Source organism: Bradyrhizobium tunisiense, from assembly GCF_042263385.1.
In the GTDB taxonomy this organism is placed as follows: domain Bacteria; phylum Pseudomonadota; class Alphaproteobacteria; order Rhizobiales; family Xanthobacteraceae; genus Bradyrhizobium; species Bradyrhizobium tunisiense.
The window spans coordinates 162,931-188,508 of the sequence record NZ_JBHLEV010000011.1; the positions used below are offsets into that span (position 1 = coordinate 162,931).

Annotated in this window: 25 protein-coding genes; 9 read left to right on the top strand and 16 right to left on the bottom strand. The window is 64.3% G+C overall.

Translation table 11 applies throughout. The features are described 5' to 3' along the window. Positions 1 to 8 precede the first annotated feature (8 nt). Positions 9 to 467, top strand: a complete 459-nt coding sequence (locus tag ACFDR6_RS32940) for a (2Fe-2S)-binding protein (RefSeq protein WP_375860882.1) — start codon at positions 9 to 11, stop codon at positions 465 to 467. Positions 468 to 481: 14 nt separating this feature from the next. Next, entirely contained in the window at positions 482 to 2,851 is a 2,370-nt protein-coding gene (locus ACFDR6_RS32945) for a xanthine dehydrogenase family protein molybdopterin-binding subunit (RefSeq protein ID WP_375860883.1), read from the top strand. A gap of 68 nt (positions 2,852 to 2,919) precedes the next feature. Here ACFDR6_RS32945 and ACFDR6_RS32950 read toward each other — a convergent pair whose 3' ends face one another. The 8 genes from ACFDR6_RS32950 to ACFDR6_RS32985 are packed head-to-tail and all read right to left on the bottom strand — an operon-like array spanning position 2,920 to position 10,665. Continuing rightward, the gene (locus ACFDR6_RS32950; protein WP_212091787.1) at positions 2,920 to 3,666 is read right to left on the bottom strand and encodes an SDR family NAD(P)-dependent oxidoreductase; all 747 of its coding nucleotides are present in this window, start codon (positions 3,664 to 3,666) and stop codon (positions 2,920 to 2,922) included. A gap of 47 nt (positions 3,667 to 3,713) precedes the next feature. After that, entirely contained in the window at positions 3,714 to 4,676 is a 963-nt protein-coding gene (locus tag ACFDR6_RS32955; protein ID WP_375860884.1) for a carbohydrate kinase family protein, read from the bottom strand. A 30-nt stretch (positions 4,677 to 4,706) separates the two neighbouring features. Beyond that, entirely contained in the window at positions 4,707 to 5,399 is a 693-nt protein-coding gene (locus ACFDR6_RS32960; protein WP_375860885.1) for an L-fuculose-phosphate aldolase, read from the bottom strand. Positions 5,400 to 5,418: 19 nt separating this feature from the next. Next, complete coding sequence (locus ACFDR6_RS32965) at positions 5,419 to 6,183, bottom strand: hotdog family protein (protein WP_375860886.1); 765 nt, start codon at positions 6,181 to 6,183, stop codon at positions 5,419 to 5,421. Between the two features lie 21 nt (positions 6,184 to 6,204). Continuing rightward, a complete protein-coding gene (locus ACFDR6_RS32970) occupies positions 6,205 to 6,774 on the bottom strand; it encodes a peroxidase-related enzyme (RefSeq protein WP_212091779.1) in 570 nt (189 codons plus the stop codon). A 14-nt stretch (positions 6,775 to 6,788) separates the two neighbouring features. Continuing rightward, on the bottom strand, positions 6,789 to 9,101 hold the full coding sequence (locus tag ACFDR6_RS32975) for a molybdopterin-dependent oxidoreductase (RefSeq protein WP_375860887.1): 2,313 nt from the start codon (positions 9,099 to 9,101) through the stop codon (positions 6,789 to 6,791). Next, positions 9,098 to 9,856, bottom strand: coding sequence for a CoA-transferase (locus ACFDR6_RS32980; RefSeq protein WP_375860888.1), 759 nt, complete (start codon positions 9,854 to 9,856; stop codon positions 9,098 to 9,100). Before ACFDR6_RS32980 ends, ACFDR6_RS32975 begins: the two co-directional genes overlap by 4 nt. Continuing rightward, positions 9,856 to 10,665, bottom strand: coding sequence for a CoA transferase subunit A (locus tag ACFDR6_RS32985; protein ID WP_375860974.1), 810 nt, complete (start codon positions 10,663 to 10,665; stop codon positions 9,856 to 9,858). Before ACFDR6_RS32985 ends, ACFDR6_RS32980 begins: the two co-directional genes overlap by 1 nt. 243 nt (positions 10,666 to 10,908) lie before the next feature. Between ACFDR6_RS32985 and ACFDR6_RS32990 the strand changes: the two genes are divergently transcribed. The 7 genes from ACFDR6_RS32990 to ACFDR6_RS33020 all read left to right on the top strand — a co-directional run bounded on the left by ACFDR6_RS32990 (position 10,909) and on the right by ACFDR6_RS33020 (position 18,650). Next, positions 10,909 to 12,063, top strand: a complete 1,155-nt coding sequence (locus ACFDR6_RS32990; RefSeq protein ID WP_375860889.1) for an ABC transporter ATP-binding protein — start codon at positions 10,909 to 10,911, stop codon at positions 12,061 to 12,063. Then, positions 12,060 to 13,850, top strand: coding sequence for an ABC transporter permease subunit (locus ACFDR6_RS32995; RefSeq protein ID WP_375860890.1), 1,791 nt, complete (start codon positions 12,060 to 12,062; stop codon positions 13,848 to 13,850). Before ACFDR6_RS32990 ends, ACFDR6_RS32995 begins: the two co-directional genes overlap by 4 nt. 32 nt (positions 13,851 to 13,882) lie before the next feature. Further along, positions 13,883 to 14,977, top strand: coding sequence for an extracellular solute-binding protein (locus ACFDR6_RS33000; RefSeq protein WP_212091769.1), 1,095 nt, complete (start codon positions 13,883 to 13,885; stop codon positions 14,975 to 14,977). 114 nt (positions 14,978 to 15,091) lie between these two features. Further along, the gene (locus ACFDR6_RS33005) at positions 15,092 to 15,904 is read left to right on the top strand and encodes an IclR family transcriptional regulator (RefSeq protein ID WP_317242637.1); all 813 of its coding nucleotides are present in this window, start codon (positions 15,092 to 15,094) and stop codon (positions 15,902 to 15,904) included. Beyond that, complete coding sequence (locus tag ACFDR6_RS33010) at positions 15,901 to 16,164, top strand: hypothetical protein (RefSeq protein WP_212091765.1); 264 nt, start codon at positions 15,901 to 15,903, stop codon at positions 16,162 to 16,164. The genes ACFDR6_RS33005 and ACFDR6_RS33010 overlap by 4 nt, the downstream gene beginning before the upstream one ends. Positions 16,165 to 16,501: 337 nt before the next feature. Next, on the top strand, positions 16,502 to 17,272 hold the full coding sequence (locus tag ACFDR6_RS33015; RefSeq protein WP_212091763.1) for a response regulator: 771 nt from the start codon (positions 16,502 to 16,504) through the stop codon (positions 17,270 to 17,272). Positions 17,273 to 17,282: 10 nt separating this feature from the next. After that, entirely contained in the window at positions 17,283 to 18,650 is a 1,368-nt protein-coding gene (locus ACFDR6_RS33020; RefSeq protein ID WP_375860891.1) for an ATP-binding protein, read from the top strand. A gap of 150 nt (positions 18,651 to 18,800) precedes the next feature. Here ACFDR6_RS33020 and ACFDR6_RS33025 read toward each other — a convergent pair whose 3' ends face one another. The 8 genes from ACFDR6_RS33025 to ACFDR6_RS33060 all read right to left on the bottom strand — a co-directional run bounded on the left by ACFDR6_RS33025 (position 18,801) and on the right by ACFDR6_RS33060 (position 25,578). Beyond that, on the bottom strand, positions 18,801 to 19,712 hold the full coding sequence (locus ACFDR6_RS33025; protein ID WP_375860892.1) for a flagellin: 912 nt from the start codon (positions 19,710 to 19,712) through the stop codon (positions 18,801 to 18,803). Positions 19,713 to 19,724: 12 nt separating this feature from the next. After that, positions 19,725 to 21,500, bottom strand: coding sequence for a flagellar hook-associated protein FlgK (gene flgK, locus ACFDR6_RS33030; RefSeq protein ID WP_375860893.1), 1,776 nt, complete (start codon positions 21,498 to 21,500; stop codon positions 19,725 to 19,727). Positions 21,501 to 21,519: 19 nt separating this feature from the next. Continuing rightward, on the bottom strand, positions 21,520 to 21,984 hold the full coding sequence (locus ACFDR6_RS33035; RefSeq protein ID WP_135168687.1) for a flagellar protein FlgN: 465 nt from the start codon (positions 21,982 to 21,984) through the stop codon (positions 21,520 to 21,522). A 9-nt stretch (positions 21,985 to 21,993) separates the two neighbouring features. Further along, positions 21,994 to 22,254: a hypothetical protein gene (locus ACFDR6_RS33040; protein ID WP_375860894.1), complete on the bottom strand. Its 261-nt coding sequence runs from the start codon at positions 22,252 to 22,254 to the stop codon at positions 21,994 to 21,996. Positions 22,255 to 22,257: 3 nt separating this feature from the next. Further along, entirely contained in the window at positions 22,258 to 23,523 is a 1,266-nt protein-coding gene (flgE, locus tag ACFDR6_RS33045; protein ID WP_375860895.1) for a flagellar hook protein FlgE, read from the bottom strand. A gap of 30 nt (positions 23,524 to 23,553) precedes the next feature. Further along, positions 23,554 to 24,222 carry a flagellar hook assembly protein FlgD gene (locus ACFDR6_RS33050; protein WP_212091751.1) on the bottom strand — a complete coding sequence of 223 codons (669 nt, stop codon included), beginning with the start codon at positions 24,220 to 24,222 and terminating at the stop codon, positions 23,554 to 23,556. 490 nt (positions 24,223 to 24,712) lie between these two features. Then, positions 24,713 to 24,985, bottom strand: coding sequence for a hypothetical protein (locus tag ACFDR6_RS33055; protein ID WP_212469918.1), 273 nt, complete (start codon positions 24,983 to 24,985; stop codon positions 24,713 to 24,715). Positions 24,986 to 25,152: 167 nt separating this feature from the next. Next, complete coding sequence (locus tag ACFDR6_RS33060; protein WP_375860896.1) at positions 25,153 to 25,578, bottom strand: flagellar export chaperone FliS; 426 nt, start codon at positions 25,576 to 25,578, stop codon at positions 25,153 to 25,155.

The window sequence follows — 25,578 nt, forward strand, 5'->3', positions numbered from 1 at the left end:
GGGTGAACATGAGCCATAGCCTGACCGTCAACGGCGACCACCTCACCTCCACTGCCGATCCTGTCACGCCTCTCGTCGACGTCCTGCGCGAGGAATTCCATCTGACAGGCGCAAAGCCCGTCTGTCGCGAGGGCTTTTGCGGCGCCTGCATGGTGTTGATCGACGGCGATCCCACCCCGTCGTGCCTGATACCGGTCGCGCTCGCCCAGGGCTGCGATATCCGCACCGTCGAAGGCCTTGCCATAAATGGCGGATTGAACCCGATCCAGGCCGCGCTCGAGGCCTGCGACGCGGTCCAATGCGGCATGTGCTTTCCCGGCATGGTCGTGAGCCTGACGCATCTCCTGACGACCCGCCCCGAGGCAACGCGCCACGACATTCGAGTTGCATTGACGGGCAACATCTGCCGTTGCACCGGATACGAACGCATCATCGAGGCCGCACTGCTGGCGCTTGCGACGACATGACGGGAGAGGCAAAGATGTCCGACGCTTCCGCAACCATGAATTTCGCGCGACGCGACGCGGCCGACAAGCTGCGCGGCCGCACGCGCTACACCATCGATCGTTACCTGCCCGGCATGTTGCACGCGGCGATCTTGCGCGCCGGCGTGCCGTCGGGCCGGATCGCCCGCCTCGACATCACCAAGGCTGCCCGCATGCCCGGTGTGCGCGCCATCGTCACCGCAGCCGATGCGCCCGGCATGATCGGAATCGGCATCGCCGACCACCCGCTGTTTGCCCGCGACGTGATCCGCTACGACGGCGAGCCGATCGCCGCAATCGCGGCGGACACGCTGGTGCAGGCGCGGGCCGCGCTTGCGGCAATTGACGTCGAGATCGAACCGCTGCCCGTGGTTCTCACCATGGCGGATGCGCTTGCGCCTGACGCTCCGCTCGTGCACCCCGACTGGCGTAACTACGAGGTTCTGCTCGAAGGCGGGGCCCGCGGAGGCAACGTCGCCTGGGAGGCGACCGTCGTTCGCGGCGACGTCGATGCCGCGTTTGCCCGGCCCGATGTCTACATCATCGAAAGCTCGTTCCGGGTCGGCCGCCAAAACCATGTCGCCTTCGAGCCGCGCGCGGTGGTCGCAAGTTATGAAGACGGGCGCTTCCACATCGAGACGTCGACCCAGGTGCCCTGGACCATCCGCAACGCAACCGCACGCCTGCTGGGCGTGCCGGCCTCCCAGGTTCGCGTCACCGTACCGCCGGTCGGCGGCGGCTTCGGCCTCAAATTCGATCTCGCGATCGAGCCCTTTGCAGCCTTGCTCGCGCGGGCAAGCGGACGGCCGGTCCGGCTGGTCAATTCGCGCGAGGACGAGATGCTCACCTGCCTCTTTCGCGAAAACGCCGACATCCGCATCCGCTCGGCGGTGACGCGCGATGGCGAGATCGTCGGACGCGAGGCCGTGGTCCTGATGGATTGCGGCGCGTATGGTGGCGAACAGGTTTTCCTGACCACGATGACCGCTCACACGCTCGGCGGAAATTATTCTCTTGGCGCGGTCCGGCTGGTCTCGCGCGCGGTCTATACCAACACCGCCCCGAACGGCGCTTTCCGCGCCTGCAACGGCGTCTACAACACCTTCGCGCTCGAGCGGCATACCGACGAAATCGCGGCCAGAATCGGCATGGACCCCCTCGCCTTCCGCCGCCGCAACGTGCTCGGCGACGGCGATCTCGGCGCCACCGGCCAGGTGTTCGAAGGCGACGTGCTCGGTCCGATGCTTGACCGGATGGATACGTTGCGCGATGCCGCCGCAACGCCGCCCAAGCGTACCGACGGCCGGCTCTATGGACGCGCGACGGTTGTCGGCACCTGGTTCGTCTTTGTCGGACCATCCGCCGCGACCGTGAACATGAATGCCGACGGGACGGCAACGCTGGTGACATCGGGCGTCGAGATCGGGTCAGGCTCCATGATGCAGGCTCTGCCTCAGATCGTGGCCGGCACGCTCGGCCTCAACCCCAACGATGTGATCGTCCGCGCGGCCGACACCGATGCCGCCGGCTACGATGTCGGTGTCGGAGGCGGCCGAACCACTGTCTCGCTCGGTGCCGCCAGTCTGTCGGCGGCGCAAGAGGTCCGCACGAAGCTGTTGAAGGTCGCCTCCGAGATGATCGAGGCCGCGCCTGAGGATCTGGTCATGCGATCGGGGCGGATTGAAATCGCCGGAGCGCCCGGCTCCGGCCGCCTGATCTCCGAAGTCGCAACGCGTGCCCAGGCGCAGATCGGTCCGATCTCCGGCACCGGGGCCTTCACGGGAGCTGGCGTGCCCTCGATGCCCGGCTGCGTCGCCGGCCATTTCATCGACGCGATCGACATCCCCGTCTTCGCCGTCCATGATTGCGAGGTCGCCGTCGACACCGAGACAGGACACGTCGAGGTGTTGAGCTACCGCGTCGTCCAGGACGTTGGCCGCGCGCTGAACCCGCGCGCGATCCATGGCCAGATCCAGGGTGGCGTGGTTCAGGGATTGGGTTACGCCTTGCACGAGGAAGTCACGATCGGCAGCAATGGCCGCGTCTGTCAAAATGGCTTCGAGACCTACCGCGTGCCGCTGGCCCTCGATGTCTTGCCGGTCGATATCAACCTGTACGAAGGTGCGCCGTCGATCGGACCGCTAGGGACGAAGGGCGCCGGCGAAGTTCCGATCCTGAATGTCGCGGCCGCCGTCGCATGTGCCGTCGCCAACGCAACCGGAAAGCCTGTCCAGGAACTGCCATTGACTCCGCCGCGGGTGCTCGAACTCCTCCTCGACCAAAAGCCAACTCTCTCCCTGTCCCACATTGCCGCGGCCTGGACAGACAATCTGGTGCGCCCGCACAGCGGTGGCGGATCGAATTGAACAACCGAAGGCGACGAGACCATCCGCCTATGAGTTGCCTGCCGGCTCGGGACGCCGGGTTGCACGCGTTAGCTGTAGAAAATACCTCCGTCCACGTTGAGGGCCTGACCTGTCACAAACGCTGAATCATCGGACGCGAAAAACGCCACGGGCCCGACGACGTCCTCCGGCTGCCCAAGCCGGTGCAAGTCCGTGACCTTCTCGAAATAGGCGACGCGCTCGGGATCACGGAGATTGTTCATCCCCATCTCGGTCACGATGATGCCCGGGCATACGGCATTGACCGTGATGCCGAAGCCTCCGAACTCCATGGACGAAACCCGGGTGAAGCCGACCACGGCCGACTTCGACGCGGCGTAGTGGGACTGTCCCGGACCGCCCGTTCGTGCCGCGAGCGAGGCGATGTTGACGATCCGTCCGTATTTGCGCTCCTTCATGTGCGGCACCACGGATTGGGTCATCTGGAAGACGCCCCGCGTGTTCACGGCGAATGTCTGATCCCATGTCTCGGTGGTCAGCTCGTCGATCGTCGCCAGTCGGAGGATGCCGGCGTTGTTGACGAGGACGTCGATGTGTCCCAGCCCCTGCACGGCTTCCGCCATGGCCCGCTTACAATCCCCGAGATCGCTGACGTCGCCAAGCACCGGGATGCAACGACCCCCGAGCGCGGCGATATCGGCGACGGTCTCGAGCAGGACTTTCTCCTGAGGTGCGATGTCGGTCAGCGCGAGATCATAGCCGCGCCTGGCAAGACCCATGGCGATTGCTCGGCCAATTCCGCGGCTTGCTCCCGTAACGATTGCATGTCGGGCCATGTTATTTTCCCCTATTGGTCGGATTGACGTATTGATGAGTGGTTGGCTCACGCCTGAGCGGGCTTGCGCACGGGGAGCGAGTTCATCGCCTTCGCGGTCTCCTCAAATGACACGAGGTTGGCGCCGGAGCCGAGACCCGTCGCGACAATTGCGGATGTCGCCGTCGCAAGCCTGGCGCAGTCCAGCAAATCCCAGTCGCGCACGAGACCCGCGATGAAGCCGCCGGTGTAGGAATCGCCGCATCCCGACGTATCACGAACCTTCACCTCGAAGGCAGGTACGGTGAACTGACGTCCGTCGCGCGTCATCACGAACGAGCCGTCGGCGCCCATGGAGATAGCGCAGGCTCCGGCTCCCTTCTCGATGAAGAAGCGCGCGCATGCGGCCGGATCCGCGGTCCCAACCATCGCATGGGTCTCGTCAATGCTTGGCATGAAGAAGTCGACATAAGGCATCAGAGGTTCGACCAGTGCCAACGTCTCGCCGCGAGCCTGGATCAGGTCGAGCGTCGTCGTGCAGCCGGCCGCCTTCGCCTCGCGCAGCAATGCGACGGACGGCGCTCCATCCATCGCCAGCAGGGAGCCAACCCCGCCGAGATGCAGAATCTTGCTCCGGCAAGCGGCGCTTTGCGTTTCGGGTGCGATGCGCCAGCGGGCGGAAGCGCCCCTTGCGTGCATGACCGGACGCGAGCCGTCGGGCCGGATCGGCAGGATCGTGGCCGAGGTCGGACTGCCGGCCATCCGCTCCATGAGAGAGATGTCGATGCCTTCACGCTCCAGCGCGTTCAGCATCCAGTCGGCCTTCTCGTCGGAGCCGACGGCGCCTACCGCGAGCGCCTTCAGACCGAGACGCGCGCAAGGGAGGACCGTTCCGCCGGCGGTGCCCGCGACCGCGAGCCGAATTTCTTCGATCAGCAAGCGGCCGCCGCCCGGCGGAATCTCCGTCACCGGGACGCCAAGAATATCCAGAATATAAGTACCGCAGACGCTGACGTCGTGAGAGTGAGCCATGTTTTCTCGCAGATGGTGCTGTGACGTGATCTAACTCGGACGCTGGGGGATCTTGGGCCCGCCGTCGCTATCGCGCAGGCCGTACTGCCCCCATCGCTTCAGGATGCTGTCGATCTCCTCGTCCGGCAGCAGCGGAGGAGAGCCAAGTTGAAGACAGCCGTGATATTGCTTGGCGAGCACCTCGACCTCCACGGCGAGCCACAAGGCCTTGCGCAAATTAGGACCGATGGCGATCAGCCCGTGATGTGCGAGCAGGCAGGCGCGTCGATAGCGAAGCGCGTCCAGGGCCGCCTGCGACAGCTCAGCCGTGCCGTATTGGGCATAGGGCGCGCAGGGAATGTCGTTTCCGCCAGCAGCGGCGATCATGTAGTGAATCGGAGGGATCGCGCGGTTCATGATCGCGATGATGGTGCAGAAGATCGGATGTGCGTGGACGACGGCACCGACCTCCGGTTTCGACTTCAGGATGTCGAGGTGAAAACGCCATTCCGTCGACGGAACGTTGCCGGCCGACGCGGTCCAAGAACCGTCCCACTTCATGGCCACGATGTCCTCGGGCTTCATGCGGTCGTAGGGAAGACCGGACGGCGTCAACAGCATGCCGTCGTCGGTTCGGACGCTGATGTTTCCGGACGTTCCCTGGTTGATGCCTTGCGCCGCCATCTCACGACATGCGTCGATGACGGACTGACGAAGCTCGAGCTCTGTTTCGCGGCCGGTCATACCCTGCTCCCACCCTCGTTCATGCACTTGCTCCGAGCTGGACCTGACGGTCAACCAACAGCCAAGTGGCTCGCGCGGTCGCCAGCACCTCCTGCTCCGCATCGAGCAAAGCGCTCTCGGCAAAGAGCTTGCGGCCTTCCCGCCCGGTCGGCCACGCCACCACCACACATCGATCTTCCGGGCGCGGCCGGCGCTTGATCCGTGCGGCCATGCGTCCGAGCAGGACCGTTTCGTCACCATTCAATCCGAGATGACGGGCGCCCACGCTGCAATAGCCGGTCGGGCAATCGAGGGCGGCCCAGACGAATTCGGACGCGACATAGCCGTCCTCGCCGGACAGACTGCCGTGAGGTACCCAGGAGGCCGCGAACACGACGGGCTTGCCCGGCACTGCCCCCGCCTGCAGCGGACCTGCGAAGATCCGGAGACCGTCGCCATGGCCACGTGCGGGGCCGCAGACGAAACATCCCGGAAGGTTGTGGGTCCGCTCGTCATAGGGTGTTCTGCCAACCGCTTCTTCGGCCGCCGCATAGGTCACCCTGGGAACATCCGTCACATCGACGCCCCCGGCATGCGCCGCCGCGAGCAGCCTGCCGTTGTCATACAGCTCGATCCCGCCGTCGCTTCCCGTCCGCACGTCGAGCGGCCGCTCCAGCGGCGGCGGCGCGCGCAACGTCACTTCGGCGTCTCCGGCAACGTGCCTTGCGAGACATCCGCACACATAGCCTCCGTTGCCGGAATTGGGCGGGCCCCGGAAGCGCCTGTCGATGACCAGCGATACCATTGCAGTTCTCGTTCGCGGCGCTCAGCGGCCCATCGCAAAGAATTCGTCGTTCGGACGCATGCTGGTGACGTTGGCGAGACGGTTCGACATGCCGAAGAAGGCAGCGATGGCCGCGATGTCCCAGACGTCCTCCTCGGTGAATCCGTGTCCTTTGAGATCCCGGACGTCAGAGTCGTCCACCTCATAGGCGCGCGCCGAGACCTTCATCGCGAAATCGAGCATCGCCCGTTGCCGCGCGGTGATATCGGCCTTGCGATAATTGGCGGCGACCTGATCCGCGATCAGCGGATTCTTCGCGCGTACGCGCAGGATGGCGCCGTGTGCGACGACACAATACTGGCATTGATTGGCGCTGCTGGTCGCGACCACGATCATCTCGCGCTCGGCCTTGGTGATCGGCCCGGGCTTGTCCATCAGAGCGTCGTGATAGGCGAAGAAGGCCCGGAACTCGTCAGGACGATGCGCGAGCGTCAGAAAGACGTTGGGGACGAAGCCGGACTTCTCCTGAACCGCCTCGATCCGCGAACGGATATCCTCCGGCAGCGTCGCGATGTCGGGAACGGGAAAGCGACTGATGGCGGGCGCAGACATGTTGCAAGCTCCTGTTAGACTGCCGCAAGCGCGACGAGCGTTTCTTGATAGGCCTCGAACGCATCGCGCCGATCGGCGGCGTAGGGCTCGACCCGCACCAGGCAGGTATGGGCCGAGCAGCCCTGGCCGAATTGGGATGTGCCGATATCGAGCGTGAGCACGTTCGGATTGCCCGCGACCTCCAGACCGCTATTGCCGGTCGGCGTGAACCAGGCGCCGGTCGGAAGCACCAGCACGCCTTGACGGACCTTGTCGGTGACCTCTGCCGTCGCGAGGCACTCGCCACGGCGGTTCCAGATGCGGATCGTCCGGCCGTCGGCGATGCCGAGTGCGGCCGCGTCGTCAGGATGAAGGCGAGCCTGTTCACGGCCATTGCGTTTCATGGCCCGGCTCGATGCGCCGGTTTCGAGCTGGCTGTGAAGACGGCCGGCCGGCTGGTGCGAGATGAGGTGCATCTGGCCCGCCTCGGCGGCGTTGCCCAGCCATTCAGCCGGCTCGATCCACGCGGGATGCGGGCGGCAATCGGCATAGTCCAGCCTGGCCAACGTCTCGCTGCCGAGGACGATCTTTCCACTCTCGGTTCTGAGTGGATGCGCCTCGGGCTCGTTGCGGAAGTCGGACAGGAACGTATGCCCTGCTTTGACCGGGCAGCGGGCATAGCCGGCCTCCCAGAACGCATCGAAATCCGGCATCGCGAAGCCGAAGCGCTGCGAGGCGTCGCTGCGGCAGGCTTCATAGAGATGGCGGACCCAGCCCATTTCGTCCCGGCCTTCGTTGAACCGATCGGCCACCCCGAGCCTGCCTGCGATCGCATTGAAGATCTCGAAGTCGGAGCGGGATTGGCCCAGCGGCTCGATCGCCTTCTTCATCGCCAGGATGAAATCCGAGCGCCTATTGCCGGCAAGATCGTTGCGCTCGATCGATGTGGTCGCCGGCAGCACGATGTCGGCCCGCTGGGCCGTCGCCGTGAACATCGGGTCCTGCACGATGATCGTTTCCGGCCTCGTCCAGGCTTCCGACAGGCGATTGAGGTCCTGGTGATGATGGTAGGGATTGCCGCCCGCCCAATACACCAGCCTCGTATCCGGATAGGTGCGGATCTCGCCTTCGTAGCTGAACGGCTTGCCGGGATTGAGCAGCATGTCGCTGATCCGCGCCACCGGAATGAAGCTGTCGATCGGTCTCGTCAGCTGTGAAATGGCAGGAGAGCGACCAAGGTTGAGCGGTGCCCCGACGCCGCCCAGGGAGGCGTAGCCGTAGCCGACGCCGCCGCCCGGCAACCCGATCTGGCCGACAACCGATGCAAGTCCGAGCGCCGCCCAGAACGGCTGTTCGCCGTGATGTGCACGCTGCAGGCTCCAGCTCACCGTCAGCATGCTCCGCGTGTCGACCAGGCGGCTAGCCAGCGCCGCGATCCTGTCCGCATCGAGGCCGCAGATGTTCGCCGCCCACGCAGCCTCCTTGCGCACGCCATCCGGCTTGCCTTCCAGATAGCCAAGCAGACGATCCGCGCCGCTGGTGCAGCGCGCGAGGAAATCCGCATCGTGCCGGCCCGCCTTCACGATCTCGCCGGCAAGCCCGAGCATCAGCGCAGCATCCGTGTTCGGCCGGATCGGCCACCATTCGGCATCGACCCACTCCGGCAGGTCGTCCTTCAGCGGCGAGACGTGGATGACCTTGACGCCGCGTCCGACGATCGTCCTGAGATAAGTCTCGAGGCGATGGCTGCCAATTCCTCCGGCCTCGTTTTGCGCGGTTCGCGGCGAGAGAGCACCGAACACCACCAGCGTCTCGGTGTGCTGCGCGATCGTGTCGAGCGTATTGGCGTGGCCGCCGCATGCGTCGTCGCTGCCGAGCGTGTGGCGCAGGATCACGGGACCTGCCGCGATCGAATAGGTATCGACGTGCCTGGTGAAGCCGCCCACCAGATTGAGCATGCGCTTCAGAAGCGAGGAAGCATGATGCAGGCGGCCGGAATTGGTCCAACCATAGGAACCCGCGAAGATCGACGCGTTGCCGAACGTACCGGCCACGCGGCGCACTTCGTCGGCGACCAGCGTCGTCGCCTCGTCCCAGCTGACCGCGACGAATTTCTCCCGGCCGCGTCCGCGGCGATCGCTCTTTTCGCGCTTGTCGAGCCAGCCCGAGCGAACCATCGGGCGCAGCACGCGCCGCTCGGGATTGGCCCATTCTGCAATGGAATGGATGATCGGGGAAGGCGCCGGATCGTGCTCGAACGGCTCGACACCGACGATGCGATCGTCCTCGACGAGGATCGTGTACGCACCCCAATGGCTGCAATGCGGAATCCGCTTGATCCTGCTCATGCGTCGACCGCCACGAGATCGCGCCGCATCTGCGCGGCGAATTCGGGATAGGTCTCGGCGAGTTCGCCAAACACACGGCCGCGGAGCAGGTCGAGCGTCGATCGATCGGGCAGCGGGGTCTGCCGCGGCTCGGCATCATGGCCAAACCGGAATCCTGTCGCTTGCTTGATCTCCGCGAGATCGTGCCCGGGATGGACGCTCTCCAGGTCGAACCCCGGCCGCGTCTTGTCGAAGCGGAAGAGTCCCTTGCCGGTCAGGAGGGCAATGGGGCCGCCGCTCCGGAAGACCCCCTCGGGACTGACGCCCGGCGCGCTGATGAAGTCCACGTGCTTGACGAAGACACGGGGCGTATGCTCCTCGCGGAAGAGAATGACCCGCGGCACGACGAAGTAGAGATAGGCCGACCCGAACGAGCCGGGCCAGCGCACGCTCGAGCGCGGATAATCACCGGTGCCGACGAGGTTCACGTTGCCGAAGCCGTCGATCTGTCCGCCACCGAGGAAGAACGCATCAATCCGGCCCTGACCGGCACAATCGAACAGCTCCGCCGAACCGTTGGTGAAGAAATTATGCTCGACAGAGCCGAGAATGGAGATGCGTGGACCGACAGCGCCGCCCGCTTCCTTCATGGCACGCAGCAGCATCGCGCCGGCGGCAGGAATCGGAGAGGAGGCGCCTACGGCGACGTGCCTGACCCCGTCGAGCAGCCGCGCGATCGTGCAAATCAGCACTTCGCGGGGGAGGACTTCGGCCATCACGCGGGCTCCATCTGCGCCCGCGCCATATAGGCAGAGAAGCCGTCCGCCGTTCGCGCGGCCTTGGCATAGCGCGCGATCTCCGCGCTGTCGGTCGGATATTCACCCCACAGACCGTAGGGCCACGCCCCCTTCGGAGCGCGCGCGACTGCCGTGACGTAGAGTGCCGGCAGCACGCCGGCAGCGCTCATCTCGTCGGCAAGCAGATTTTGCTCGACGATTCGCTCCACCGTGACCAGAACGGTGCGAGAAGCGTAGGCCATTGCGGCGAGTTCGCGTCGACGACCGATCCAGACATTGCCGAAGCGATCAGCCAAGGGCACGTGGAAGATCGTGACGTCCGGCTTGATGGCGGGAATCAGCACGATCGGATCGCCTCCATCCGCCAGCGGATTGTCGACGACGCGCCAATCGTCGCGATGTCGGAGCAGATCCGTTCCGATCAGACCCCGGAGCGGCATGAAGGGACTGCCCTTCTGCGCCGCCATCAGGCCGGCATGGATGGCAGGACACGTTGCGTCCTTCAGTCGAACGGCACCCTCCTTGACCGCAGCGTTGAACCGGGGCGCTGCACCGGCTTCACCCAGCGACACGGCGCTGGTTTCCACGATCCGGACAAGACCGGCGCCGACAAGCTGGTCCACCTGCAATCCGCCGGTTGGCACGCAGACGAGATCGAGATTGCCCGCACCATGCTCGATGATGGGCCGCGTCATCGCCATGGAGACGCCGGCGTAGTCGACCGGGAGCGCTACGCGCATGCCCGGCTCGATGTGCTTCGCCATTGCGCGAGGCTCGCTCAACACCATCATCCTCCCGTCTTGTTCTATATTGTAGAACGCCATTCCACGTTTATGTTAGGCGGATCCGGACGACACTGTCAATCTGACTTGGTCGGCGAAGCCTTTGGCTAAAGGGGATCTCACCTCCGCATGGGCCGCATCGGGGCGCCATTGTCCCACGAGCGGTCGGCTCGACTTGACAAGACGGCGCGCTGCGCCAACAATAATTGGAATAGTGTTCTACAATATAGAACAATCTGGGAGGAGAGAATGGGTGAGCCCGCGGCTCTGCGCGCACTGCGCTCCGGCGATGCGAACGTTGGGACGTCGCCGACCGGCCGCCGCCGGGAACGCGACGCCATCGGATCGAGCATCGCCGTTCGCGAGGCGGTGAAAAGATACGGCAGCTTCCACGCGGTCGACCGCATCAGCATCAACATCGAGCCGGGCGAATTCATCACGCTTCTTGGCCCTTCCGGCAGCGGAAAGACGACGCTGCTGAACCTCGTGGCGGGCTTCCAGAGCCTCGACAGCGGCGAGATCCTCGTCGACGGCAAGCCTGTCCACAACGTTCCGACGCACAAACGCGGCTTCGGCATGGTGTTCCAGAGCTACGCGCTGTTTCCGAACATGACGGTCAGCCAGAACGTCGCGTTTCCGCTTCGCATGGCCGGTGTCGATCGGGCGACTGCGGAGCGACGCGTCGCCGAAACGCTGGAGATCATGCGGCTGACGGAGCATGCGACGAAGTCTCCTTCGCAAATGTCCGGCGGGCAGCAGCAGCGCGTCGCAATCGCCCGCGCGATCGTCAAGAGGCCCAAGGTCGTGCTGATGGACGAGCCCCTCAGCGCCCTGGATCGGCGGTTGCGCGAGCAGATCCAGATCGAGATCCGCGACCTTCACCGGACCATCGGCAGCACGATCCTGTTCGTCACCCATGACCAGGGCGAAGCCCTGACGATGAGCGACCGCATCGCGGTACTCAACGCCGGCAAGATCGTTCAAATCGGCCGCCCGGTGGACATCTACCGGCATCCGACCGATCGTTTCGTCGCCTCGTTCGTCGGCGAGAGCAATCTGATCGAGGCCGAGATTCTGCAGAAGCGCGGCTCGACGCTGACGATGAAGAACCGCGCAGGATACGTGTTCAGCGCCGAAAGCCGGGACACGATCGACGTCGGGCGCGCAACGGTGCTCGTGCGTCCGGAACGCATCGCCGTGTCGAACGAGCCGAGTGCCAACTCAACGCCCGTCAGCGTCACGTCTGCGATCTTCCTCGGCGAGATCCTGCGGATCGAGGCGCAAATGGAGGGTGGAGATCCGCTCCTGATCCGGTGCACCGACATGGCCGACCGGCCATTGCCGAACGTCGGGGATCGTCTGCACGTGAGCTGGGGCGCCGCGGACTGCTGGGTGCTTGCATGACCTCGGCATCGATCGGCCTCCAGGCAGACCGTCCCGCGAATCTCGATCTCGTGAGGAAGTTGAAGGATCCGGCGCTGCTGCTCCTGCCTGCGCTCGCCTTCCTGGCCTTCATCTACTTGCTGCCGCTGATCGATCTCATGCGTATCAGCGTGAGCGGGCCGTCTTGGACGTCCTACTTCGAGCGGGTGTTCGCGATACCACTCTATTGGGATTCGCTCGTCCGCACGATGCAGATCTCAGTCACCGTTGCGTGCCTGTGCCTGCTGTTCGGATACCCGACGGCGCTGCTCATTCACCGCAGTCGCGGCATAGCCCAGGTCATGATCGCGACCGCGATCGTGCTGCCCTATTTCATCGCCATCCTGATCCGGACCTACGCCTGGATGGTCCTGCTCGGCCGCAACGGGCCGGTCAACAAGATGCTGGTGTCGATCGGCATATTGAGCGAGCCCGTGCAGCTTCTGTTCAATCGCGGCACGGTGCTTCTCGGCATGACGGCGGTGCTTCTGCCGTTGATGGTGCTGACGATTTATTCCAGCGTGGCGCGGCTCGATCAAAGCCTGACGCGCGCGGCACTGGCCAGCGGCGCCGGGCCCATTGCGGCTTTCTGGCGCGTGATGTTGCCCCTGACCTTGCCCGGCATGGGTGCCGGCTTCCTGCTCGTCTTCGTCGCCGCCATCGGATTCTTCATTACGCCGACCCTGCTCGGTGGTCCCGGCGACCAGATGTTTGCCATGCATATCACCCAGCAGGCGGACTCGGTCACCTCGGAGGGATTCCTGCAGGCGTTGGGTGTGGTGCTGCTGACGATCACTTTGGCCGTGGTCGCGGTGGCCGGACGCTTCCTCGGATTCGAGTTCATCTGGGGCGGCCGCAAGCTGACGGAGGCCACACCGAGGACGACAGACCGCCACGCTATCGATGCCAGCCGCCGCAGTCTCGGCGCCTCAGCTGCCGACGTGATCGGTTGGCCGCTTCTGAGGCTGTTCGGGCGGTTGCCGGCGAGCTTCGGGACCTGGACTGTCCGCCTCATGGGCGGACTGGTCCTTGCCATTCTCATCCTGCCGATCATCGTGGTGATGATCATTTCCTTCAGCAGCGCAAGCTATCTGACCTTTCCGCCGCCGGGCTTCTCTCTGCGCTGGTACGAGCAGTTCTTTTCCGATTCGAACTGGATGCGGGCATTCTGGACGTCCTTGGTGGTCGCGGCGATGTCGGCGGGAATCGCGATCGTGCTGGGCGCGTCGGCCGCACTCGGCATCGTCAGGAGCAGCATTCGCGGCAAGTCCACCATCATGCTGCTGCTCGTTAGTCCGATCATCGTGCCTCCGGTCGTGCTCGGCCTGTCGCTCTATAGTCTGTTCCTGCGTTTCGACCTGGTCGGCTCCGTCTTCGGCCTTGCCGCGGCACATGCGATCGGCGGCCTTCCCCTCGTCGTGGTGATCCTGTCCGCATCGCTTCAAGGCGTCGATAGCAGGCTCGAACAGGCGGCTTCCGTCCATGGCGCGTCGTCCCTGACGGTGTTCCGCCTGGTGACTCTGCCGGCCATCATGCCGGGCCTGGCTGCGGCGACATTCTTCGCCTTCCTGCATTCGTTCGACGAGTTGGTGCTGACGCTATTCCTGTCGAGCGCGGAGCTCAAGACGCTCCCACTCATGCTGTGGGGTGACGTCAATTATCGGCTCAATCCGGTGCTGGCCGTGGTCTCGACGCTGGAGGTGCTGCTGGTGGTCGCCGGGCTAGCTCTTGCACGACCGGTTCTCGCCACGTCGCGGAAGGCAACGTGACACAGATCAAGTTTCAACTGGAGGAAGAGAAAATGCTGGGAATGAAACGCTTTCGACTATCGGCTTCCGTGCTGGCCTCGGCCCTGCTCGCCGCGATGGGGACAGGTCTGGCTCAAGCGCAGAGCAACGTCGTGATCATGCAGGACCCGGGCGGCGGTTATGGCGATGCATTGCGCAAAGTCATGTACGACCCCTTCGAGAAGGAGACCGGCATCAAGGTGGTCACCGTCCAGGAGGCCCGCAGCGGCCCACGCATCAAGGCCCAGGCCGAAGCCGGCAAGGCGCAATGGGACCTGACGTTCATCTTCGACCAGGAGACCAAGCTGCTCGGCGATTGCTGTCTGGCCGACATCGACTATTCCAAGCTGTCCGACGCGGCGAAGCAGACGCTGGCGGCAATGCCGGACAATTTGAAGCGCAAGAAGGGCGTGGCCTTGCAGGTGATTGGCGTCGGCCTCGTCTACAACAAGGACAAGTACAAGGGCGAGAACGTACCGACCAGCTGGGCCGACTTCTGGGATGTGAAGAAGTTTCCCGGCCGGCGCTGCATGCCCGCCTGGCCGCGTTTCGTATTCGAGGCGGCGCTGATGGCCGACGGCGTGGAGAAGAGCAAGCTCTATCCGATAGACATGGAGCGGGCGTTGAAGAAGGTCAAGGAAATCAAGCCGCACATCGCCAAATGGTGGACGACGTCCGCTCAGCCGCCGCAGCTCCTGCTCGATGGCGAGGCCGACATGTGCATGGCCTACACCGGCTCGATGAGCAAGCTCGCCCTGGAGGGCGCCCCGATCGAGCTGACCTTCAATCAGGGCTTCATCTACTACGACTTCTTCTCGATCCCAAAGGGAGCGCCGAACTATGATAACGCGCTGAAGCTGTTGTCCTGGCGGCTCGAACCCAAGCGCGCGGCGCAACTCACCTCGACCTTCCCGGTCGCCCTTCCCTCCCAGGTCGTGTTCGAGGCCGCGACCGACAAGAAGCTCGCGCGCTACTGGGCCAACAACCCGGACAACGTCTCGAAGGCGATCGAATGGAGCCCGGATTATTGGGGCGCGGCTTCGCCGGCCGGAAAATCCACCAATGAAGAGTACGGGCAGGAGAAGCTGAACGCCTTGCTGGCCCAGTAGGCAGGCTAATCGGCCCCGATCCGAACGGACCGGGGCCGATCCCCACACGCGGGCTGTTGCGGATCGCGCGACCATGCTAGACGCTGTGAAAGATCATTCTACTTTGGCTGGTGGATGGATAAGGCTTTTACTAAAGGGCTGCGTCTCCTGGAAGCACTTGCTCTGAGCGAGCAGCCCCGCGGGGTCACGGATCTCGCGAGCGAGCTGAAGCTCACCAAGAGCAACGTGCATCGGCTGTTGATGACGTTGCAGTCCCAGGGCTATGTGCGCCAGATCCCCCCGCATAGCACCTACGAGCTCACGACCAAGATCTGGGCGCTCGGCAGCCACGTCATCCACCGGATGGATCTCATCAACATCGCGCGACCGGCAATGACGAAGCTTGCCGAGATCACCGGCGAAACCATCCATCTGTCGGTGCTCGAGGACACCGACGTCGTCTACGTCGACAAGATCGAAAGCGCTCACCACATCCGCGCCCATACGAGCGTGGGGATGCGCGCCCCCGCCTTCACCATGGCGACCGGAAAGGCGATGCTCGCGCATATGCCCGATGACTATCTGGAACGATTTCGCCCGCATCTCAGGCGTTACACGGAATCGACGCGAACAACGATCGAGGAACTGCGGGAGGACATCGATCTGGCGCGCGCGCAGGGCTATTCTTCCGTGCTGCACGGCGAATGGCGCGAGGGCATCGCGGCCTGCGCTTGCGCGATCCTCGGCCGTTCGGGCGAACTCGTCGGAGCGATCGGCATGTCGGGCCCCGACAGCCGCATCAAGCGCAAGCAGATCAAGGAATATTCGGTTCACGTGATGGAGGCAGCCAGAGCCATCGGCGCTGCGCTCGGCTATTCCAGTAGGCCGGCGGCGTACCCCGCGGTGAGAGGCGATTCTACAATGTCACAACTACGACGCGCCCGTTGATTTTGCTGCCACAATTTCTGCGGCGGTGCACCGGGCAATGCCGGCATGACGAAGTCGCGCGCTCGCGTGCTGGGCCCGAGGTGCGGGTGCTCGCGGTCGCGCCCGGCGTGGTCGACACCGCCTTCGTTCCCGGCCGCGGCGCGGACTTCAATGCCAAGACCGCCAACACCACGCCGCTGAAGCGGATCGCGTTACCTATTGCAGTTCGCTCCGCGTGCGGGAAGAGGTTGGACGCATCGCCAGATGCGTTCCGGTTGTAGTACATTGGCGCAACGTTGAAGAAAGCCCTTGCACGGTAGGTCGAAGGCGAACTCCAGGCCGATCACGCCTACCACCTCGGCGGCACTTTCATCCACTAGACATCATGAGCTTCTCCCGACAGCCCAAACCGGCGGAAGCCGCCGGAATCGAAGTCATGATGGGCGCTATTGGGTATGCGGCGTTTCTTGGTCGATAGCGGCACCGTATCGTTAGGCCTCTCAACGACACCTTGCCGTTCCACGGCCCGGCATTGCCGGGCCTGTCGAGATCGCGTCCAGAAACAATCTGAAACAAAAATCTCCGCCATTTGGTCCGAATCTTGGACAAACAAGTCACATGGCCATTCTCAATCCCAACATCCTCGTCGTCGAGGACGACCGCGAAACCCGGACGTTGATTGCGAAGTACCTGCGCAACAACGCCTGCAACGTCACAGCCGTGAGCGACGGCCGCGAGATGTCCCGCGCCATGACCGATCACCGCGTCGACCTCATCATCCTCGATGTCATGCTGCCGGGGGAGGACGGCCTGAGCCTTTGCCGCAGGGTTCGCGCCGAATCGCAGACGCCGATCATCATGCTGACCGCGCGCGGCGAAGACGTCGATCGCATCGTCGGTCTCGAGATGGGCGCGGACGACTATCTGCCCAAACCCTTTAACCCGCGGGAGCTGCTCGCCCGCATCAACGCAGTGCTTCGCCGCCAAGCCGCCGCGCAAGCGGCCAGCGCGGTCCAAGGCGCGAGCACGCTTGCCTTCGAAGGCTGGCGCATCGATCTGCGGCTGCGCGAATTGCGCAATCCGGACGGCGCGCGCGTCGCGGTAACCAGCGCCGAGTTCGATCTGCTCAGGACGTTCTGCGAACGGCCCGGCCGCGTGCTATCACGCGACAGCCTGCTCGACCTCACGCAGGGCCGCAACGCCGGCTCGTTCGAGCGCTCCATCGACGTGCTGGTCAGCCGCATCCGGCGCAAGATCGAGCCCAATCCGGCCGATCCTACCATCATCAAGACGGTGCGCTCAGGCGGTTATCTGTTCACACCACGAATCGAGCTCGCGGGAACTGAGGCAGCAAGCCCCGAGGCGGTCGCAAGGCCCCTGAGCAGCTGACGGGGAGACGATGAAGCCGTTCTCGTTCCTCCACCTCAAGGGCATCGGCGGGCAGATCGCCGCGCTGGTGCTGGCCTCGACCGTCGCGCTCCATCTCGTCGTCACCACCGCCTTCCTGATCAGCCGGCCGGACCGCCCCGACGCCTCGCCTGAAGGGGCGCATCAACTGGCCGATGCCGCACTGCTGCTTGGTGCCGCGGAGGCGAGCGAGCGTCCGCGCCTGCTTGCCGATCTTGCGCGCGCCTTCCCCGGGCTCGGCATCGAGATGCTGGCGCCCGGCACGGCAAATCTCGAGGAGAGCGACAGCCTGCCGCTGCGCGCGATGCATCGCCATCTCGGCCGCGCCTACAATACGGGACTGCTGGCTTCAGGCGGCATCGAGCCCCGTATCGGCGTGCAACTGCCCGACGGTACCGTGATTGCGGGCCATGCCGATGGCGGCCCGCGACCGCGGTTCTGGGGCGGACCCTGGCTGATGGCGCTGATGAGCACCTTCATCTGCGTCACCGTGCTCGGCCTGTGGGCGGCGCGCGCGCTGACGCGGCCGCTGTCGTCCTTTGCCGAGGCGGCGGAGAATTTCAGCCTCGACGGCACCGCCGAACCGCTGCCCGAGCGCGGCCCAGAGGAGATCCGCGCGGTGGCGCGCGCACTCAACCGCATGCAGGAACGGATCGCGCGGCTGATGTCGGATCGCACGCGGATGCTGGCCGCGATCAGCCACGACCTGCGTACGCCGATCACGCGGCTGCGCCTGCGCGCCGAATTCATCGAGGACGAGGGCAACCGCAAGCACATGCTGATCGACCTCGACCAGATGCGCTCAATGCTCGAATCGGTCCTTTCGCTCTTGCGCGACGACCGCAAGATCGAAGCCGTGACGCTAGTCGATATCGCGAGCACACTGCAGCTCGTCGCCGACCAGTTCGGCGACATGGGCCATGTCGTGTATTATGACGGGCCAGCTTCCGCGAGCGTCGTCGTACGGGCCGACGACTTGCATCGCGCCGTCACCAACCTCGTCGAGAACGCGGTCCGATTCGGCGCAGAAGTGAAGATCCGTCTCAAGATATCGGGCACAGGGCTCGTCATCGACGTCGAGGACGACGGTCCCGGCATTTCGGATGCACGCAAGCAGGAGATGCTGGAGCCGTTCGTGCGCGGCGACAATGCGCGCACCATGGACGACTCCACCGGCTTCGGGCTCGGCCTCTCGATCGCGCGTGCGATCGCGATCGCCCATGGCGGCGAGCTGTCGCTGCACGACCGCAAGCCGCATGGGTTAATCGTGCGGATGCAACTGCCTGTGAAGCAGCAGAACTCCACATCAGCGCCAATGTGCGATCGACCAGTTTCTGGTCGAGAGAGCCTTCTTTTTTGATCAGCCTCCGGCCCGAGCGGATCGGCTTACATTTTTCATTTGGATTCCATTTGCTCATCGGGTATTCGATCTGACTCCCCTGGAAGGTTTCCGGACCATCCGGTCGAGCCCCAGCGACTCCCTCTATTACCGAACGAACCCGGCCCTTGTTCACTTCAGATAACTCGCAAGATTCAGGCTCAAGATCTTCCCGAGAGCAGAATAGGACGCCGTGAGTTGCGTCTCGTAAGTCGAAAGCTGCGCCGTAATGGCGGCGACGTCGACGCTGGTCAGGTCATTCGACAAGGTCTCCGCGTAACTCTTGTAGTCGGCCTGGCGAGCGCTCGCGGTCTCGATCGATGACGCGGCGCCGGACAGCTTTGCCTGCACGGCAGCGGTGTCGTCGAGCGCCGTGCTGGCGAGATCCAGCGCGCTGGTGATATCCGCAGACGACAGCGTCGTGCTGTTGGCCACGAACTTCAGGACGCGCATCACCTCCTCGAACGCCGAATTATCCGCGGTGACGCCGTATGATACGGTTTCATTGGCGTCAACCCGTACCGAGGCGATCTCGCTGTCGCCTTTGTAGTAGCTGGTGTCCGCAGTCGTGGTCGAACCAGTACCAGACGAAAAGCTCGTGAGATCGACCGGAGCCGTATCGGTCTTGCCGCCGGCAAACACGTATTGGCCATCATACTGCGTGTTCATCAGCGAGCCCATCTGCTCCAGCATCTGCTGGGCTGAGCTGATCGCCGAGTTCACCTCGGTCGAGCTCCCGGTCGAGGCGGCGCTGAGCTGGGAGCGCAGCTGCGTGAGGATGTCGGTCACCGAGCCGACCGCCGAATACATCACCTGGACCTTGCTGCCGGCGAGCGTAGCCGCGTCGATATAGGATTGCGCGCGCGTCACCGAGACCTGAAGGTTGATGACGTGCTGGGCGTCCGCGCCATAGCCGCCGAAATCCGTCGAGACGACGCCCGTCGATTCCTGGATCTGCTTGGTGGCCATGACCGATTCCACGCGCATGACGTCGGCGATCATCCTGTTCGACTGGGCGAAGGTGGCCACCCTCATCGCGACCATAACCGTACCCCCTTACGTCGACTGCACGGCGGTGAGCAGCGCCGAATACATGGAGTTGATGGCCTGGATCAGCGCCGACGCCGCCGAATATTTGTTCTGGAGCGTGCTCAAATTGGCCGTTTCCTCGTCCAGATTGACGCCAGACTGCGACGACAGCGAATTCGCATAGGTCGACTGCGCGGTCTCCTTGGCGGTATAATCCGTGGAGGCCTGCGAAGCCTTGCTCGAGACGTGGGAGACGATGGCCGAGGCGTAGTCGGCGAGCGACCCGGTGCTGGCGGCGAGCCCGCCCGTCGATGCAAACGTCTGCGAGGCCGTCAACGCATCGTAGAAGGCATTGATCACGGTGGCGGAACCGGACGACAGCACCGAACTTCCGACAGTCAGGCTCGACGACGAGTCCAGCGTCGCAAGCTGGAGCTCGTTCGTGCCGGACAGAATCTTGCTGTTGACCGCGATGTCCGAAGCGCTCGTTCCCGTCACCAGATCGTTGAGGCCGAAATATTCGGAGAATCCCTCGCTGGAGCTTCCGACCGAGCTCGTCATCTCGTTGATGGCGACGCCGTTGCCGGAGCCGGTCGCCGTGATCGAGAGATGGCCATCCGAATCGATCGAGGCGGACAAGCCGGAGATGCCGTTGATGGCGGTGACGAGATCGCCGACCGTCGCGTAGGACGACAGGTCGAGATCGGCGTAGGAGACCAGGTTGCCGCTCTGGTCGGTGGCCGCGATGCGCACCGAGCCAGAGGCGGACAGGGCAGAACTGCTGGTGACGGCCGTCGTCCCCGTCAGGCTGGTCGGCGCCGGCACCGAAGAGGCGCTGTTCGAGACGTTGTTCATCACGGACGCCAGCTGCTGCGCCAGCTGGTCGAGCTGGGACTGCGCGTCCGGCAGAGTGTCGTCACGGAGCGTGATGAGTGCGCCGATATCCCCACCGGTGATCTGGGAGGTGATGTCCACCCCGTTCACGGTGATCGCGCTGAAGCCGCTCGACGAGGAGCCGGCGGTGTAGGTCGTTGACGCCGTCACATTGGACGCAGCCGTATAGCTGATCGTATGCGCGGAACTGTCGACCAGTGCCTGGCCTGATTTGGTGTAGATCTGTATGTCGCCGTTCGAAGCGGTGAAGTAATTGATGTTCATCTTCGAGGCGAGGTCCTGAAGCGCGGTGTTGCGCTGGTCCTCGAGGTCGGCGGTGGACTGGCCGGAGGCGGCCGTCTGCTTGATCTGGGTATTCAGATCCGCGATCTGCTGCAGGTCCGCGTTGACGTCGTCGATCGAGGACGCGATGTCCAGATCGGCGTCCGACCGCAGCTTCTGGATCCCGCTGGAGGTCTCCCGCAACTGGCTCGCGACGTCGTCGAGCGCGCTGACGGCGTTGGATTGCAGCGAGGCGCTGCTGGGCGTGCTCGCCAGCGACGACAGCGCCGATTCCAGCGAGGCGATGCTGTTGGCGAGCGAGGTCCCGGACGAGGAATCATCGCTGCTGCTGATCGAGCCGTAGAGCTGCTGGAGCGACGTCAGGTAGGTGTTGGTGGTGTCGGCCGCGCCGAGCTCGGAATCCGCGCTGACCAGCGACTTCAACAGCAGCTTGTCGACGGTCGAGGTGATGCCGGTCACCGTGACGCCGGTGCCGACGCCGTTGGTGACGCTGCTCGACTGGGTCGCGGACTTCCTGGTATAGCCCGTCGTGTCGGCGTTCGAGATGTTCGACGACGTCACGCTGATCTGCACGGACGTCGCAGACAGCCCAGTGAATGCGACCGATCGAGCGATATCGAGCGACACGGCGGCTTCCCCCGTTCCGTCAGGCGCTGCGGCTGGTGCCGCTGGACACCGCACGGGCGGCAGCGACGCGGCCGGATGCACCGTAGGGCGAAACGGCGACGATCTGCTCGCGGATCGCCTGCATGACGGCCTCGATCCGGCGGTTGCTGGCCTCGATCGCAGCGCGCAGACGCACCAGATTCTCGTCCATCTCCGCCCGCAGCCTCAGGATCCGCTCCAGCAGCTGCTCGCGCAGGATCCGGTCCCGCACCGTCAGGCTGGTCGTGCCTGCCGCGCACTCGGCAACGGTTCGCTCGAAGATCTCCGCCAGCTTGTTCTTCTCGTCGACCTGCTTCAGGCGCGAGGCCGGCAGGCCCTTTGCAAGCTCCGCGTTCTCCTCCGCGATCAATGCAGTCAGGGTGTCGATCAGCGTGATCAGCGACTTGATCCGGGCATCGCCGTTCACGGCGCTCGTCCTTGTGGCTTGGGCTACAGTCATGGTCATCGCCTTCTTCTAGTTATTCCGTTTGCCGCGGCCGCCTTGCGAGTTGCGCAGGTAAGCGCCGATGGCGGCCGTCCTGGCAGTCGTCTGCCGCATCTCACCGTCGATCTCCGCGGCTTGCCGCACGAGGCCACGCCGCGTCGTTTCCACGTCGTCGAGCAGCACGAGCAACTGCTTGCGGTCGCTGCCCTTGACGGTTGCGGCCCGTGCCATCAGCCGCTTGAGCTGGCGCAGCAGCGCCTCCCCAACGGCGTTCGCTTGCTCACCGCGCATCGCTCACCTCATCGCCGAGATCAGGGTGTCGTACATCTCGTTGACGGTGGAGATGATCTGGGACGCAGCGGAATAGGCCTGCTGCGCCGAGATCATGTCCGAGAACTGGCTGGAGGTGTCGGTGGTCGATGATTCCAGCTCGCTGCCGTGGATCGTGCCCGCGCCGTTCTCCCCAGAGCCCTGCAGCGCAGCATTGCCCGACGTCACGGTCGCTGAATAGATGCCGTTGCTGGAGGCGGCGAGTCCGCTCGGATCGGCGAAGGTCGCCACCGCGATCTTGTAGATCGCGATGCTCTGGCCGTTGGAATAGGTCGCGTTGACGAGGCCATCGTCACCGATCGAGACGCTCGACAGCTTGCCGTAGGACAGGCCATCTGAATCGATGCTGGTGACGTTGACTGACGGGGTGGTTTCGCCCGACGCATATTGCGTGAGGCCGTCGGTCTTGCCGGCGGTTCCGAGATTCATGGTGATGGTGCTGTTCGCCGCACCGTCGGTCCAGCCGGTGATCGAGACGGTGGCCGGATTCGGGCTGGTACTGGCGAGCGAACCGTCGCTATTGAAGGTGATGTCGATCGTGCCTGAGGCCGTGCCTGTTGCGGTCGTGGTGTCCGAGGCCGGCGTCGGATTGGCGAAGCTCGCGCTCCAGGCGTTGGTGCCCATCTTGGTCCAGGTCACCTGCATCGAATTCGAGGCGCCGAGCGAATCGTAGACCGTCATCGAGCTGGTGTAGGTGGCGCCGGTCGCGGCATCCGACGGCAGGTTCGCTTCGATCGTGGTCTTTGTGGTGGCGCTGCCGCTGGTCGAGGCGACCTGGGTGTTGATGGCCTCCAGATTGCTCGCCGACTCGCTGCCGACGACGTTGCCGTCCGCGTCGGTGCGCCAACCCTCGAGGTAGTAGCCGTTGTTCTGGAGGTAGCCGGCGTTGTCGGTGGTAAAGGCGCCGTTACGGGTGTAGGCGACCGTGCCGCCCGACTTGGCGTCGGTCACCACGAAAAAACCCGAGCCCTGGATCGCGACATCCGTGGCGTTGGAGGTCGCGGCGAGCAGGCCCTGCTGGGTGATGTTGGCGCGGCCCGAGACGGTGACGCCGCCAGAAGCGTAGGAGGTCGTATTGCTGGAGGCGGTCACGAGCGCGTCGAACATTCCCGACGTGGTCTTGTAGGCGGTCGTGTCGGAATTGGCGATGTTGTCGCTGATCATCGACAGGGACTGGCTCTGGGCACTGAGCGCCGAGATCGCCGATGACAATGCGCCGGTGAGACTCATGATAAGCTCCGAGGAAATCAGGATGTGAGATCAGGATGTGACGCCGAGGATGTTGGCGGCGCTGACCGCGACGCCGTTCACCGTGAGCGAGGGCGTGGACGTCGAAGTGTCGATGCCGGTCACCTTGCCGGTGACGGTCGTGTAGTTGAGCACCGAGTTGCCGGCGGTGTCCGTCGCCGTCACCGATATGCTGTACTGGCCGCCATCGGAGAGCTGATTGCCGCTGGAATCCTTGCCGTCCCAGGTGAAGGTGTTCGAACCCGAGTTTCCCGTCCCGGCGCCGGTGTAGACGACGTTGCCGGAGGAATCCGAGATGCTGATCGAGACGTCCGAAGCGGTCGACGACAGCGAGTAGCCATAGGTCGCCGAACCGTTGCTCAACGTCGCCGTATCGGACTTCGCTTCGACAGTGTGGCCGATGTAGTTCACCGAGTTCAGCGTCACGAGGCTCGAGAACGAACTCGCGAGCGACGACAAGTTGGAGTTGATCGACTGCTGCGAGGTGAAATTGGCGTAGGACGTGAGCTGATTGACGAGATCGGTGGTCGAGGTCGCATCCAGCGGATTCTGGTTCTGCAGCTCGCTGACCAGAATGCTCAGGAAATCGCTGGATGTCAGCGTCGAGTTGGACGACGTGCTCGACGATGATGATGTCGTGGTGGTCGCAGTCGTTGCAGAACTCACGGCGGAAACGGTCATCGGAAACTCCGGCCTTCTCTTGCTGCCGGCGACCAGTATCGGCTCGCGGCGCTTGAAATCTGTGTGCTGATGAAACGGGTGGGCGCGCGGATTCAGGCGCCGATTCACGCGCGCGAGAACGGCATTCGACACGGCAAAATCTGCCGTGTGCGCGTCTTAAGCGAGCGCTGAGTTCGAGTTGATTTGGCGCGGCGGTGGCAGTGCACTGCCTCGCTCCACTCGCGGGGAGAGGCAGGGCTATCGCATATGACTTGTGGCGACGGCCTGCGCGCACGCCTCGTCCTTCGAGACGACGCTTACGCGCCTTTTCAGGATGAGGCTAATCAGCATTAGTGCTCGTTGAAACTGCTGCCGCGCACTCCGCCCTCATCCTGAGGAGCCCGCCCAAAGCGGGCGTCTCGAAGGATGGCCGCGGGAAAAAACTCCCAAATGCGATTGCCCTGCCGCAAGCGGGGCGAGGTGAAGGAAGCGACGATTCAGAGCAGAGCGCTCAGCTCCCCGCCGTCTCGCCTTCGGTGCGCGGCTCGGCGGCGTCATCTTTCATTCTCGCGGCCGCAGCGACAATGCGGTCGGCGAGGCCTGCCGGCGCGCGCACCGGCGGTGCCGCGAGCGCGAGGCGCAGGGCGCGCGCCTCTTCCAGCAGGGCTTGCGCGGCCGACGATCGTGACAGCAGCTCTTCGGCGGGCAAACGCCGATCGTCGGGCCAGAGGGAGAGATCCTCGCCCAGCCGATCGATCAGTTCCTCAAACTCGATGACGTCCATCGCCCGCCGATCCCGCCTCGGTCAGGCTGTCATAGAGCATTGCAAGCGCTCCGGAAACCGGATTTCAGCGGCTTCGCGCGCCAAATGTGCCCGCAGCACTACGGAAGCGGTGGAACGGCGACCGTTCCGGTGCCCGCCCTCCCCGCGTCGCGGGGGAGCAGGCGGCTTCAGCCCTTGCGGGCCGAATCGACCGGTCCAGGCTTGCTGCTCCGCACGGTCGTGTCGACGAACTCCCAGGCCTCCCGCAGTTCGGTCAGCCCGGCGATGATGCGGCCGAAATTTTGCCGGGCGTGCGGACGGCCAAAGGCCCGGTGGCTCGCCAGGATCATCGCGTGGTAGGTCTGGAACAGCCGCTCCGCCACGTCGCCGCCTCTGGCGAAATCGAGGTTGTGGCTGAGCCCACGCAGGATCGAGGTCGCCTTCATCAGGTGCTCGTGCCCTTCCTCGAAACGCCTTGCCTCCTGGGCGGCGAGCGATCTCTGGAGAGAGATGATCGTGCCGCCGAGCAGCATCGAGACCGCCTTGAGCGGCGGCACGGTCGTTGCCGTCCCCCGATAGGCCTGGTTGGCCATGTACGCCATCGGATTATGCAT